General features: G+C 67.5%; 11 protein-coding genes, 1 tRNA gene and 1 pseudogene. 3 read left to right on the top strand and 10 right to left on the bottom strand.

The window, feature by feature from the left end; all coding sequences use genetic code 11:
* Window positions 1-6 precede the first annotated feature (6 nt).
* Window positions 7-573 (top strand): DUF1439 domain-containing protein, encoded by a 567-nt coding sequence (locus tag HTY53_RS11665; protein ID WP_174106750.1) that lies wholly within the window; start codon window positions 7-9, stop codon window positions 571-573.
* A 170-nt stretch (window positions 574-743) separates the two neighbouring features.
* Window positions 744-1625: an undecaprenyl-diphosphate phosphatase gene (locus HTY53_RS11660; RefSeq protein WP_174106749.1), complete on the top strand. Its 882-nt coding sequence runs from the start codon at window positions 744-746 to the stop codon at window positions 1623-1625.
* Window positions 1626-1716: 91 nt separating this feature from the next.
* Here the strand turns inward: HTY53_RS11660 and trmB are convergent, their stop codons facing one another.
* From trmB to HTY53_RS11635, 5 genes are all read right to left on the bottom strand, one after another.
* Window positions 1717-2496, bottom strand: a complete 780-nt coding sequence (trmB, locus tag HTY53_RS11655) for a tRNA (guanosine(46)-N7)-methyltransferase TrmB (RefSeq protein ID WP_174106748.1) — start codon at window positions 2494-2496, stop codon at window positions 1717-1719.
* Window positions 2497-2681: 185 nt separating this feature from the next.
* Window positions 2682-3917, bottom strand: a complete 1236-nt coding sequence (locus HTY53_RS11650; protein WP_174106747.1) for an MFS transporter — start codon at window positions 3915-3917, stop codon at window positions 2682-2684.
* 138 nt (window positions 3918-4055) lie between these two features.
* Window positions 4056-5105, bottom strand: a complete 1050-nt coding sequence (locus tag HTY53_RS11645) for an NAD(P)-dependent alcohol dehydrogenase (RefSeq protein ID WP_174106746.1) — start codon at window positions 5103-5105, stop codon at window positions 4056-4058.
* A 131-nt stretch (window positions 5106-5236) separates the two neighbouring features.
* Entirely contained in the window at window positions 5237-5893 is a 657-nt protein-coding gene (locus tag HTY53_RS11640) for a carboxymuconolactone decarboxylase family protein (RefSeq protein ID WP_254599928.1), read from the bottom strand.
* A gap of 133 nt (window positions 5894-6026) precedes the next feature.
* Window positions 6027-6515, bottom strand: a complete 489-nt coding sequence (locus HTY53_RS11635) for a (R)-mandelonitrile lyase (protein WP_174106745.1) — start codon at window positions 6513-6515, stop codon at window positions 6027-6029.
* Between the two features lie 135 nt (window positions 6516-6650).
* Here HTY53_RS11635 and HTY53_RS11630 point away from each other — a divergent pair.
* Window positions 6651-7582: pseudogene (locus HTY53_RS11630) on the top strand (LysR family transcriptional regulator).
* Between the two features lie 58 nt (window positions 7583-7640).
* Here the strand turns inward: HTY53_RS11630 and HTY53_RS11625 are convergent.
* From HTY53_RS11625 to HTY53_RS11605, 5 genes are all read right to left on the bottom strand, one after another.
* Window positions 7641-7715 (bottom strand) — tRNA-Gly (locus tag HTY53_RS11625).
* Window positions 7716-7761: 46 nt separating this feature from the next.
* The gene (locus HTY53_RS11620) at window positions 7762-8694 is read right to left on the bottom strand and encodes an aldose epimerase (RefSeq protein WP_174106744.1); all 933 of its coding nucleotides are present in this window, start codon (window positions 8692-8694) and stop codon (window positions 7762-7764) included.
* A gap of 68 nt (window positions 8695-8762) precedes the next feature.
* Window positions 8763-10802, bottom strand: a complete 2040-nt coding sequence (locus HTY53_RS11615; RefSeq protein ID WP_174106743.1) for an acetoacetate--CoA ligase — start codon at window positions 10800-10802, stop codon at window positions 8763-8765.
* A 108-nt stretch (window positions 10803-10910) separates the two neighbouring features.
* Window positions 10911-12392: an NAD-dependent succinate-semialdehyde dehydrogenase gene (locus tag HTY53_RS11610; RefSeq protein ID WP_174106742.1), complete on the bottom strand. Its 1482-nt coding sequence runs from the start codon at window positions 12390-12392 to the stop codon at window positions 10911-10913.
* Window positions 12393-12500: 108 nt separating this feature from the next.
* Window positions 12501-13175, bottom strand: a 675-nt coding sequence (locus tag HTY53_RS11605; protein ID WP_174106741.1) for a UbiD family decarboxylase, incomplete at its 5' end; no start/stop codon positions are given.

Raw genomic sequence — 13175 nt, 5'->3', positions numbered from 1 at the left:
CTGTGGATGGCCACGATTTCTCGCCGGCGCTGGCTGGCGGCCTGCGGCACGGCCGCGCTGACCCTGACGGCCTGGCTGGCCGGCTGCGGCTGGGTCGGCAACGACTACACCTTCTCGCAGAGCCAGCTGCAGGCGGCGCTCGAGCGCAAATTCCCGTTCAGCCAGCGCTACATGCAGCTGTTCGACATCCAGCTTGCCAACCCGCAGCTGCTGCTCGATCCGCAGCGCAATCGCGTCAGCATCACGTTCGACGCCACGCTGGACAACCGGCTGTTCTTCCGCGAGGCGATGAAGGGCCGCTTCGCGCTCGACAGCGCGCTGCGCTACGACCCGGCGACCAAGTCCGTGGTGCTGCAGGATCCTGAGGTCAAGCAGTTCGACGTGGCCGGCCTGCCGCAGCAGTACTCGCGCCAGCTGAACGCGCTCGGCGGCATTCTGGCTGAGCAGCTGCTGCAGGACTATCCGCTTTATACGTTCAAGCCCGACGAGCTGAAGTTCGGCGGCTCGCGTGTCGAGCCCGGTACAATCACCGTGCTGCCGGATGGCATCAACGTCAAGATCAACCGGCAGTAACAGCAACAACAATATGCATGGCGAAGCCGGCGTTCGCACGGTCTTCGCAGGGCGGCATGGCCATGCCGCCACGGGTCGTCCCCTGGTATTACCGCGTGCTCGTGTGGCTGCGCCAATGCGCCGGCCGGCGAGCGCCTTGTCCCTGAATCGCTCCAATTGCCCGTTATCGCATGGATATCGCCATTGCCCTCAAAGCCCTGATCCTCGGCATCGTCGAAGGTCTGACCGAGTTTCTCCCGATCTCCAGCACCGGGCACCTGATCCTGGCCGGCGAGCTGCTGAACTTCAACGACGAGAAGGGCAAGATCTTCGAGATCGTGATCCAGTTCGGCGCGATCCTGGCGGTGTGCTGGGAGTTCCGCCGGCGCATCGTCGACGTGGTCGGCGGGCTTGCCACCGAGCCGCGCGCCCAGCGTTTCGCGATGAACGTGATCATCGCCACGGTGCCGGCGATCGCGCTGGCCTTTCTGCTCGGCCCATGGATCAAGGCCTATCTGTTCAACCCGATCACGGTGGCCACCGCCTTTATCGTCGGGGGGCTGGTGATCCTGCTGGCCGAATGGCGCGAGAGCCGGCGCGGGCAGGTCTCGCATCCGCAAGGCAATGCGCTGCTGGAAGCGGCCAAGGCCAGCGCGCCGCGCATCGAATCGGTCGACGACATGAACTGGCGCGATGCGCTGAAGGTCGGCATCGCACAGTGTTTCGCGCTGGTGCCGGGCACCTCGCGCTCGGGCGCAACCATCATCGGCGGCATGCTGTTCGGGCTGTCGCGCCAGGTCGCGACCGAATTCTCGTTCTTCCTGGCGATCCCGGTGATCTTCGGCGCCAGCGTCTATGAGCTATACAAGGCGCGCAACCTGCTGTCGGCCGATGACATCGGCGTGTTCGCGATCGGCTTCGTGTTCGCCTTCCTGTCCGCGTTCCTGTGCGTGCGCTGGCTGCTGCGTTTTGTCGCGACGCACGACTTCAAGCCGTTCGCCTGGTATCGGATCGTGTTCGGCGTTCTGGTGCTGGCCACCGCGCAGCTGGGCATCGTGGCCTGGCACGGTTGATTGGCGTTGAACTCTGCCCTGGGTTTGCTCCTCTCTCCCGCTCGCGGGAGAGGGAGAACACCGTCGGGCGCCTGAACGGTTCAGCGTTGGCTCATCCCCGCTTGCGGAACACCACATCCCACACACCGTGCCCCAGCCGTAGTCCGCGGCGCTCGAATTTGGTCACCGGCCGGTAATCGGGCCGCTCGGCAAAGCCGCCGGGCGCGTCGGAGGTATTGGCCAGCGCGGGCTCGCCCGACAGCACCTCGACCATCTGGTGCGCGTACTCCTCCCAGTCGGTCGCACAGTGCAGATAGCCGCCGGACTTCAAACGGCTCGCCAGCAGCTTGACCAGCGGCGGCTGCACCAGCCGGCGCTTGTTGTGGCGCTTCTTGTGCCACGGATCGGGGAAGAAGATATGGACGCCGTCCAGGCACTCCTCGGTCAACATGTGGGCGACCACTTCCACCGCGTCGTGCTGCAGGATCCGGATATTGTCGATACCGCGCTCGCCAATCAGCTTGAGCAGCGCGCCCACGCCGGGCTCGTGCACCTCGCAGCCCAGGAAGTTGTCCTGCGGCCGCAGCTGCGCGATATGCGCCGTGGTCTCCCCCATGCCGAAGCCGATCTCCAGGATCGACGGCGCCTCGCGCCCGAACGCTGCCTGCCAGTCCAGCGGCTGGCCGGTGTAGGGCAGCACGAAGCGGGGGCCGAGCTCCTCGATGGCGCGCTGCTGGCCCGTCGAGGTCCGTCCCGCCCGGCGCACGAAGGAGCGGATGCGGCGCGGATGGGCGACGTTGGCGGCGGGGTCTTCCGCGGGGCTGCTCGGGTCGCCGGCAGCACCGGACATCTCGTCGTCGGGCAGGGTAGGGGTCGATTCGTCGGGAAGCATGGCAACAAAAAGGCCGCCGGGCGATTCACCGAACAGGGCGAGAGCGGCGGCCAGAGGATACGTTCGTCAGGGCGCCATTTTACCGCAGGCGTACTGCTGCAATGACCGAGCGCCGCTGGCGCCCGGCAATGCTGCGGGTTAGCGGTGTGACTATCGCCTGACCCGGCGACAGGTCGAGCAATGGATCAACGCAGGCAGGCCTCGGTAGCGGCCGACCCGGGTGGCGAGGCTTCGGATCGCGCGGCGCGAGCGGTCAATACCGCCAGGATGGCGGCGATGACCAACAGCCCCGCGCTGGCCTCGAAGGTCGCGCGGTAGCCGCTCCAGTCGAACAGCACGCCGCCCACGGTCGCGCCCAGCATGATGGCGAGCTGGACGATCGCCACCATCAGGCCGCCGCCGGCTTCGGCGTCCCGCGGCAGCGTTCTTGCGAGCCAGGTCCACCAGCCGACCGGCGCGGCGGTGCCGAGCAGTCCCCAGAAGCCCAGCAGCACCGCCGTCGTGGCGACCGAGCTTCCCGCGGCAACGAGCGCCACGGCGATGATTGCCATCAAGGCGGGGATCGCGATCAGCGTCCGGTACAGGCCATCGTTCAGCAACGCGCCGATCACCGTGGTGCCGACGAAGCCGGCGACGCCGACGATCAGCAGCATCAGCGACAGCGTGGCGACGTCGACATGCGTCACGGTCTCCAGGAAGGGCCGCAGGTAGGTGAACAGTGCGAACTGCCCCATGAAGAAGAGGCTGACCGCCGCCATGCCCCATGCCACGGCGGGCCGCCTCAGCAGCCGGAAGACGTTGGTGGAGCCGTCGGTGCGCCGGCCCGCCATCGATGGCAGGCTCAGCAGCTTCCAGCCCAGCGCGATCATCGCCACCGGCACCACGGCGAAGAACGCCCACCGCCAGCCGACAATGGCGCCGAGAAAGCTGCCCAGCGGCGCGGCCAGCACCGTCGCCAACGCATTGCCGCCGTTCAGGATCGCCAGCGCGCGCGGCACATGCCGCTGCGGCACCAGCCGCATCGCCGTCGCGGCGGACATCGACCAGAAGCCGCCGATGGCCACGCCGATCAGCGCCCGGCCGGCCATGAAGATCGCGTAGTTGGGCGCCAGCGCGACGACCGTCCCCGATACCGCCATCAACAGCGTCAGCCCCACCAGCAGCACCTTGCGGTCCAGCCGGCCGGCCAGCGACGAAATGAACAGGCTCGTCAGCAGCGCGAAGGCGCCGGAGATCGAGATGGCCTGTCCGGCCTGTCCCTCGGTAATGTGCAGGTCGGCTGCGATCGGCGTCAGCAGGCTGACCGGCATGAATTCGGAGGCGACCAGCGCGAAGGCGCCCAGCGACATGGCCAGCACCGCGCCCCAGGCGGCGGGCTGGTCGCGGTGCGCGGCGTGATGGGCGGAAGGGCTTGGATTCATCGGTGAAAAAAATAAGGCTCCCCGGAACGAAGAACCGGTCCGGGAGAGCGGGCGACAAGACAGGGGGGTGGGCAGGAACGCGATCAGGCCAGCATCGAGCCAGCATCAAGCCAGCATCAAGCCAGCATCAAGCCAGCATCAAACGGCCAGCGTCGCGTTGTCGATCACGAAGCGGTACTTGACGTCGCCCTTGAGCATCCGCTCGTAGGAGGCGTTGATCTGGTCGGCGCGGATCAGTTCGATGTCGGCAACGATGCCGTGCTCGGCGCAGAAGTCCAGCATCTGCTGCGTCTCGGGGATGCCGCCGATCATCGAGCCTGCCAGCGAGCGGCGCTTGAAGATCAGGCTGAAGACCTCGGGCGACGGATGCGGCGAGGCCGGTGCGCCGACCAGTGTCAGCGTGCCATCGCGCTTGAGCAGCGCGAGGAAGGCATCGAGGTTGTGCGGCGCGGCCACGGTGTTGACGATCAGGTCGAAGCTCTTCGCATGCGCGGCCATTTCGTCGGCGTTGCGCGACACGACGACCTCGTCCGCGCCGAGGGCCCTGGCATCCTCGCGCTTCGATTCCGACGTGGTGAAGGCGACCACATGCGCGCCCATCGCATGGGCGAGCTTGATGCCCATGTGGCCCAGGCCGCCGATGCCGACGATGCCGACTTTCTTGCCGGGACCGGCATTCCAGTGGCGCAGCGGCGAATAGGTAGTGATACCCGCGCACAGCAGCGGAGCTACCGCGGCGAGCTGCGCCTGCGGATGGCGAATGCGCAGGACGTAGCGTTCGTGCACGACGATCTGCTGCGAGTAGCCGCCCAGCGTCCAACCGGGCGCGTCGGGCGTCGGCGAGTTGTAGGTGCCGACCATGCCGTCGCAGTAGTTCTCCAGACCGCTGTCGCATTCGGCGCAGTGCTGGCAGCTGTCGACGATGCAGCCGATGCCGACCAGATCGCCGGGCTGGAAGCCCGTCACGTGCGCACCAACGGCGGTGACGCGGCCCACGATCTCGTGACCCGGGACGCAGGGAAACTGCGTACCGGCCCATTCGGCGCGCACCTGATGCAGATCGGAGTGGCAGATGCCGCAGTACGCGATGTCGATCTGGACGTCATGGGGGCCGGGCGCGCGGCGGGTGATCTCCATCGGCTCGAGCGGCTTGTCGCCGGCGTAGGCGCCGTATGCTTTCACAGCCATCAGCGATTCTCCTTTCACAAATGCAATCGCCCCGAAGCCGGGGCGCGTACCGCTACTGTAGGGCGCTCGCGCGGATCGATTAAGGGGCATGGCCCGCATGCATCTATGCACCCCATCGATCAATCGATGCTTCAGCGAGCCGCCGTGGCGCGCGCCAGCGCCTGCGTCGCGCGCCGGGCAGCATCGGCATCCACACGTTCGTTCAGCACCTGCGCGAGCTGTCGCAACTGGCCCTGGGTGATGCCCACATTCATGCTGATCCGCATATGCGATTGCAGCTGCGACTCGGCGCCTGGCAGTGCCGACAACATGCTGACCGTCGCCAGCTCCCGGCTTTGCCAGTCGAGGTTGTCCCGCTCGAAGATGGCGCCGAACAGGTGCGACTTCAGATATTCGTCGATGGCGGGCGCGAACTCGAACACCGGGCTGCTGGCGGGCGCGCCGACCAGTCGGGTCTGATTGGCGGTGCCGGCCGCGTGCAACGCTTCACCGTCGGGTATGGGTTTGCTTGGCTCGCGGCCGGGTGCATCGCTCAGCCCGCGCTGCCGGCGCGACTCCAGCACCTTCATCAGTTCGGCCAGCGCATTCAGGCTGCGCGGGAAGCCGGCGTAGGCGTAGAGCTGCACCAGGATCTCCTTTGCGTCGCTGACGGTCAGCCCCGCGTCGAGGTCCTGCTCGAGCGCAGCGTTCAGTTTCGCGATGTCGCCGGCCGCGGCAAAGGCCGCGATCGGCACGATGGCCTGCTGGCGGGCGTCGAGCGTGTGGGATGCGGCTGGAGTTTGCTTCATGCCTGTGGACTGCTGCGGGATCGGCTGGGCGTGGGACGGTGCGGTGGCCGCGCAGAGCGCCACGGCCAGCACCACGGAGACGCCGGGGGACATGCGGCCGGACATGCGGCTGGCCATGCGGCCGATGCAGGCGTCAGCGCGCTTGATACTGGTCATCGCTGACTTTCTCCATCCATTCGACGTTCTTGCCGTCCCTGGTGCCGGTGACCGCCAGATGGGTCATCGCGGTCGTCGGCGCGGCGCCGTGCCAATGCTTGACGCCGGGCGGGCACCAGACCACGTCGCCGGGGCGGATCTGCTGCACCGGCTTGCCCCATTCCTGGGTCAGGCCGACTCCCGAGACCACCACCAGACGCTGCCCCGCCGGATGCGTGTGCCAGGCCGAGCGCGCACCGGGCTCGAAGGTCACCATCGCGCCCGAAGCATGGATATCTTCTCCGGCGGGCCACAGCGGGTCGACGCGTACGCGCCCGGTGAAGTATTCGGCCGGACCGGCGACCGAAGCCTGGCTGCCGACGCCGGTGATGCGCTGCCCTTCCGTCGCCTTCGGCTCCGCCGCGCCGGCGACAGCCGCCTGCAGCGCGGCGGCGCACAGGGCCGTTCGTGTCAGCGATGTCTTCATTGCGATGCTCCTTCGGTCATTGACTGACGGCCCGCCGCCGCTCGGGGGCCCGCCACTGTCTGGGGCGACTTTACGCGCCCGCCGTTGGCGGAAAAAGATGCTAGATTCGCACGCGGTTATAAGGAGGGCTTATCAATGCCGCGCACGACATTCGACGATCTGGCCGCCTTCATCGCGGTCGCGCGGGCGCGCAGCTTCACCCGCGCGGCGGCGCAGCTGGGTGTGTCGCAGTCGGCCTTGAGCCAGGCGGTACGAGGCCTGGAGGGCCGGCTCGGCGTCCGGCTGCTGACGCGCACGACGCGCAGCGTCTCCGCCACCGAGGCGGGAGCGCGCCTGCTGGCCACCGTGGCCCCCCGCCTCGAGGAGGTCGAGGCCGAACTTGGCGCCATCGCCGAGCTGCGCGACCAGCCGCGCGGGACCATTCGCATCACCGCCACCGAGCACGCCGCCAATTCGGTGCTGTGGCCGCGTCTGGGCGATTTCATGTGGACGTACCCCGATGTTCGCGTCGAGCTGATACTCGACAACGGGCTGTCGGACATCGCCGCCGATCGCTATGACATGGGCGTGCGATTGGGCGACCTCGTCGCGCAAGACATGGTCGCCGTGCGCATCGGTCCCGACGTGCGCTTCGCCGTCGTCGGGTCGCCGGCCTACCTTGCCGGGAAGCCACTCCCAGGACGCCGAAGGACTTGACGGGGCATCGCTGCATCAACCTGTATTTGCCTACCTACGGCGGGCTGTATGCGTGGGAGTTCAGGAAAGGCAAGCGCGAACTGAATATCCGCGTGGACGGGCAATTCGTGGCCAACGACAGCGACCAGATGGTGACCGCCGCCCTGGCCGGCATGGGACTGGCCTTCGTTCCCGAAAACATGGTGCTGGCCCATGTGGAGCGGGGCGACCTGGTGCCCTTGCTCGAGGACTGGTGCCCGGTCTTTCCTGGCTACCATCTCTACTACCCAAGCCGCCGGCACTCGTCGCGGGCGATGACCTTGCTGATCGAGGCGCTGCGTTATGCGGGGAAGCCGCCTGCGGACCGTAGCGCAAAACGAACGCGGCCTTGACCGTTCGCGTGCTTACGGACCGAGCTTGCAGGAGTGGGGATTGACTGCAGGGGAGGGGTGGAGCGGGCGATGGGAATCGAACCCACGTCTTTGGCTTGGGAAGCCAAGGTAATAGCCATTATACGACGCCCGCGTAAGGCGGCCATTTTATGCGCGATTCGGCCGGGCGCGCAAGGCGGCTACGCCAGCAGCAGCCGGCACACCGCCTCGGTCGTACCCCCGGGCGCGACCCATAGCGCTTCCCCCGTCCGATGAATCGCGTCGGGCAGACCTAGCCACGGTTCGACGCAATAGAAGTCCGAGTCGTCGCGTTCGCTCCACGTCGTTACGGCGTGCCAGCAAGCCGAGTCGTGCTCGCCGTCGAGGTGCAAGGTGATCGTGCGGCCGTTGCTGCCGTTACCGTCCGCCGCGGGAATGCGCATTTTGCAGGTGTTGCGGCCGACGCGATGCAGGCGATGGAAGGTGTCCTGCAGCCGCGGATCGTTCAGCGGGTAGATCGGCTCTCCCACCTCGGCGGCGGTCAGCTTGCCCTCGGGACGCTGCCGCAGCCTGTCGGCAGATGGCATCGTCAGCTGGCACTGGCCGCGCAGCGTGTGCGGCACGGCGAAATAGAAGTGGTGCCCGGCGTAAAAGGGCAGCGCCTCGGTGCCGACGTTGCGCACTGCCAGGCCGACCTCCAGCCCCTCGGGCAACAGCCGGTATCGGACCTCGAAGCGGAATGCGAACGGGTAGGCGTCGCGCGTCGCTTCGGAGTCGGTCAGCGCCATCGTGATCGACCGTGCCGGATCGCACTGCGCAATCTCGAACGGCAGGTCGCGCGCGAAGCCGTGCTGCGGCATTGGACGTACCACGCCGTTGCCATCGCGCCATTTGCCGGGTTCACCGTCGACGAAATGCCGACCGATAAATGGAAACAGCAGCGGATTGCCGCCACGGACCTTGGCCGGGCGCGACCAGTCGGCGTTGTCCGGCCAGTACAGGATATCGGTGCCGCGATGCAGCCAGCGCACCAGACGGCCGCCGGCCCACGGTGCAAGGAGCAGCGCGTTGTGTTCGTCGCCGATGCGGATCAGGTCCTGGTCCTGGAAACGAAACGTCGGAGTGCTGGGCATGGTGTCACCGAAGACGATCGAAGGGGATGCCGCATGATACCGGTGCGACATGCCCCCGCCCCGAAACCCTACGCCGTCGCGGCGCTGGTCTCGCGCAGATACTGCCGCGCGTAATCGAAGTACCAGTCCAGCGTGTCGGGATTGGCCATCGCATCGCGGTTGGCGATCTTGTCGGGGTCGTGGCCGAGCAGCAGCTTCTTGATCGGCACCTCCATCTTCTTGCCCGACAGCGTGCGCGGGATGCCGGGCACCTGCAGGATCGCGTTGGGCACGTGCCGCGACGACAGCGCCTCGCGGATGCGCGCGCGGATCGTGTCGACCAGCCTGTCGTCGAGCGCGATGCCTTCGCGCAGCACGACGAACAGTGGCATATACGAGTCGCGGCCGAGATATTCGAGGTCGACCACCATGCTGTCGAGCACCTCGGGCAGTTCCTCGACCACGCGATACAGCTCGCTGGTCCCCATGCGGATGCCGTGCCGATTGATGGTGGCATCCGAGCGGCCATAGATGATGGCGCCGCCGCGCGAGGTGATCCTGATCCAGTCGCCGTGGCGCCAGACGCCGGGGTAGGTATCGAAATAGCTGTCGCGGTAACGCTTGCCGTCGGTGTCGCCCCACAGGTAGAGCGGCATCGACGGCATCGGCTCGGTGCAGACGAGCTCACCGACCTCGTCGATCAACACATGGCCCGCCTCGTCGAAGGCTTCGACCTTGGCGCCGAGGCACCGGCATTGCATCTCGCCGGCGTAGACCGGCAGCAGCGGGCAGCCGGCGACGAAGGAACCGGCGAAGTCGGTGCCGCCGGACATCGGCGCCAGCCAGATATCGGCGCGCACGTTGCGGTAGATCCAGTCGTAGGCTTCGGCGGGCAGCGGCGAGCCGGTCGAGCCGATGCCGCGCAGGCGGCTCAGGTCGGCCTCGCGCGACGGCACCACGCCGGCCTTGATGCAGCCGGTGTAGAAGGCCGCACCGGCACCGAACACCGTGATGCCGGCCTGTTCGGCGAAGCGCCACAGCACGCCGGCATCCGGCCAGGCCGGATTGCCGTCGTAGATGGCGATGGTGCTGCCGAGCAGCAGCCCGGCCACCTGCGCATTCCACATGATCCAGCCGCTGCTGCTGTACCAGTGGAAGACGTCGTCGGGGCCGAGGTCGTTGTGGAACGCCATCAGCTTGAGCTGCTCGATCACGACGCCGCCGTGGCCATGGACGATCGGCTTGGGCATGCCGGTGGTGCCCGACGAATAGACGATCCACAGCGGGTGGTCGAACGGCACGCTGTCGATCTGCAGCGGTACCTGGTGGGCCAGGGTGTCGTGCCAGCGATGGCGGCGCAGGGCCGGGTTGTCCGACGCCGCAGGCGGCGTCGTATCGAGACCGCCTTCCGGCGTGCCAAGGAGCGGCACCACGATCAGGTCCGTCAGCGAGGGCAGCGCTTGCACCAGCTGCGCGACCACCGGCATGCGATCGTAGGTCTTGCCGCCGTAGCGATAGCCGTCGACGGCGATCAGCACCTTCGGCTCGATCTGGCGGAAGCGGTCGATCACCGCGACCTGCCCCATGTCCGGCGCGCAGCCGGACCAGACCGCGCCGACGCTGGCGGTGGCGAGGAAGGCAACGATGGTTTGCGGAATATTGGGCAGATAGCCCGCCACGCGGTCGCCGCGGCCGACGCCCAGTTGCCGCAGCGTATGTGCCAGCGCGGCGACCTGCGCTTCGAGCGCATCCCAGTTGAGCTCGGTCAGCGGCTGCGCTTCGCCCGCGTAGCGGATGGCGGCACGCTGCCGTTCGGCGCCTTCGCCGGCGTGGCGGAAGACCTGCTGCACGTAATTGAGGCTGGCGCCTTCGAACCAGCGCGCGCCCGGCATCTCGCGGCGGGCCAGCACCTGCCGGGCCGGCGTGTCGAAGCGGACATCGAAGTAGGCGCGGATCGCGTCCCAGAAGGCTTCGATTTCGGTGACCGACCAGCGCCACAGGCCGTCGTAGTCGTCGAAGGCAAGACCGCGCTCGTCGTGCAGCCACTGCATGAACCGCGTCAGCCGGGCGCGCTCGCGCACGGCCGGCGATGGCGTCCAGACCAGCTTGCCGTCTTCCAGTGTCGTCATGTCTCCTCCTTTGCCTTGTCTTTTGCGCCGGCTTGCCGATGGCAGCGCGGTCGGGGATGGCTTAAGGGATTGGGGCTGCGGCGGGCGCCGCCCGCGCCCGCCGTGCGGTCAGATGCCGCCGAGGCACAGGTACTTCAGCTCCAGGTATTCGTCGATGCCGTAGACCGAACCCTCGCGGCCCAGACCCGACTGCTTGACGCCGCCGAACGGCGCCACCTCGTTCGAGATCAGGCCGGTGTTGATGCCGACCATGCCGTATTCGAGCTGCTCGGCCACGCGCCAGACGCGGCCGATATCGCGGCTGTAGAAATACGAGGCGAGGCCGAACTCGCTGGCATTGGCCAGCGCGACCGCTTCCTGCTCGGCGCGGAACTTGAACACCGCGGCCACCGGGCCGAAGGTCTCTTCGCGCGAGATCAGCATCTCGGGGGTGGCGTCGGCCAGCACGGTCGGCGCGATGAAGCGGCTCGAGCCCAGGCCCTCGACCAGCTTGCCGCCGGTCAGCAGCCGGGCGCCGCGCGAGGTCGCGTCGTCGATATGCTGGCGCACCTTCTGCACCGCCTGATCGTCGATCAGCGGACCCTGGGCCACGCCGGCATCGAAGCCGTTGCCGACCCGCAGGCCCTCGGCCTGGCGCGCCAGCTTGGCGACGAACTCGTCGTAGATCGACTCGTGCGCATAGAAGCGGTTGGTGCAGACGCAGGTCTGGCCGGCATTGCGGTACTTGGACGCGATGGCGCCCTCGACCGCGGCATCGATGTCGGCATCGTCGAACACGATGAAGGGCGCGTGGCCGCCCAGTTCCAGCGCGATCTTCTTGACGGTCGGCGCGCATTGCTCCATCAGGATGCGGCCCACCGGCGTCGAACCGGTGAACGACAGGTGGCGCACCACCGGCGAGGCGCACAGCGTCTTGCCGATCGCGATCGATTGGTCGGCATCCCCCGTGACGATATTGATCACGCCGGCCGGGATGCCGGCGCGGTGCGCCAGTTCGGCCATTGCCAGCGCGCACAGCGGCGTCTGCTCGGCCGGCTTGACCACGATGGTGCAGCCGGCAGCCAGCGCCGGCGCGCACTTGCGCGTGATCATCGCGATCGGGAAGTTCCACGGGGTGATCGACGCGCACACGCCGATCGGCTGCTTCAGCACCACCATGCGCTTGTCGGCCCAGGTCGAGGCCGGCACGTCGCCGCTGACGCGCTTGGCTTCCTCGGCGAACCACTCGATAAAGGACGCGCCGTAGACGACTTCGCCCTTCGATTCGGCCAGCGGCTTGCCTTGTTCGGCGGTCATCAGCGCGGCCAGGTCGTCGGTGTGGGCGATCAGCAGGTCGAACCAGCGGCGCATCAGCGTGGCGCGCTCCTTGGCGGTCTTTGCGCGCCAGGCGGGCCAGGCCGCTTCGGCGGCGGCGATGGCGCGCTCGGTCTCCGTGGCGCCCAGGTTGGCGACCTGCAGCAGTTCCTGGTTGTTGGCGGGGTCGATCACCGGGAAGGTGGTGCCGTTGTCGGCGCCGACCCATTCGCCGTTGATGTAGGACTGGCTGCGGACCAGGGCACGGTCCTGGATTCGGTCTAGCGCATTGGCCATCGTGGTCTCCTGTAATCGGTTCTGGTTGCAGATGATAGCGGGGGATGGCGGAGGCCGCGTCCGGGCTGCCTGGGGCGCCGGACGCCGAGGGGTCTGGGATCCGGGCTCTCAGCCGCCGGTCGGCCGGTCGAACAGCGTCTCCCACATGCCGTCGACGCGGGTCTTGATCGCCGCGTCCATCTGGATCGGACGGCCCCATTCGCGCGTGGTTTCGCCCGGCCACTTGTCGGTGGCATCGATGCCCATCTTCGAGCCGAGGCCCGACACCGGCGAGGCGAAGTCGAGATAGTCGATCGGCGTATTGTCGACCAGCACCGTATCGCGCGTCGGGTCGACCCGCGTGGTGATCGCCCAGATCACCTCCTTCCAGTCGCGCACGTCGACATCGTCGTCGACCACCACGATGAACTTCGTATACATGAACTGCCGCAGGAAGCTCCAGACGCCGAACATCACGCGCTTGGCGTGGCCGGCGTACTGCTTCTTCATGCGGACCACGGCCATCCGGTAGCTGCACCCTTCCGGCGGCAGATAGAAGTCCGTGATCTCGGGAAACTGCTTCTGCAGCAGCGGCACGAACACCTCGTTCAGCGCGACGCCGAGCACGGCCGGCTCGTCGGGCGGCTTGCCGGTGTAGGTCGAGTGATAGATCGGATCGCGGCGCATCGTGATGCGGTCGATCGTGAAGACCGGGAACCAGTCCTGCTCGTTGTAGTAGCCGGTGTGGTCCCCGAACGGGCCTTCGAGCGCGTGCTGGAGGGTCATATCCAGCCCGCCCCAACC

This window comes from Cupriavidus gilardii, assembly GCF_013314895.1.
GTDB classification, from domain to species: domain Bacteria; phylum Pseudomonadota; class Gammaproteobacteria; order Burkholderiales; family Burkholderiaceae; genus Cupriavidus; species Cupriavidus gilardii_C.
This window is presented reverse-complemented; position numbering and strand designations above follow the sequence as displayed.

Coding starts and splice junctions, on each gene's coding strand:
- trmB (WP_174106748.1), bottom strand. CDS start 2,496: ATGCTTCCCGACGAATCGACCCCTACCCTGCCCGACGACGAGATGTCC.
- HTY53_RS11650 (WP_174106747.1), bottom strand. CDS start 3,917: ATGAATCCAAGCCCTTCCGCCCATCACGCCGCGCACCGCGACCAGCCC.
- HTY53_RS11645 (WP_174106746.1), bottom strand. CDS start 5,105: ATGGCTGTGAAAGCATACGGCGCCTACGCCGGCGACAAGCCGCTCGAG.
- HTY53_RS11615 (WP_174106743.1), bottom strand. CDS start 10,802: ATGACGACACTGGAAGACGGCAAGCTGGTCTGGACGCCATCGCCGGCC.
- HTY53_RS11620 (WP_174106744.1), bottom strand. CDS start 8,694: ATGCCCAGCACTCCGACGTTTCGTTTCCAGGACCAGGACCTGATCCGC.
- HTY53_RS11665 (WP_174106750.1), top strand. CDS start 7: ATGGCCACGATTTCTCGCCGGCGCTGGCTGGCGGCCTGCGGCACGGCC.
- HTY53_RS11635 (WP_174106745.1), bottom strand. CDS start 6,515: ATGAAGACATCGCTGACACGAACGGCCCTGTGCGCCGCCGCGCTGCAG.
- HTY53_RS11610 (WP_174106742.1), bottom strand. CDS start 12,392: ATGGCCAATGCGCTAGACCGAATCCAGGACCGTGCCCTGGTCCGCAGC.
- HTY53_RS11640 (WP_254599928.1), bottom strand. CDS start 5,893: ATGAAGCAAACTCCAGCCGCATCCCACACGCTCGACGCCCGCCAGCAG.
- HTY53_RS11660 (WP_174106749.1), top strand. CDS start 744: ATGGATATCGCCATTGCCCTCAAAGCCCTGATCCTCGGCATCGTCGAA.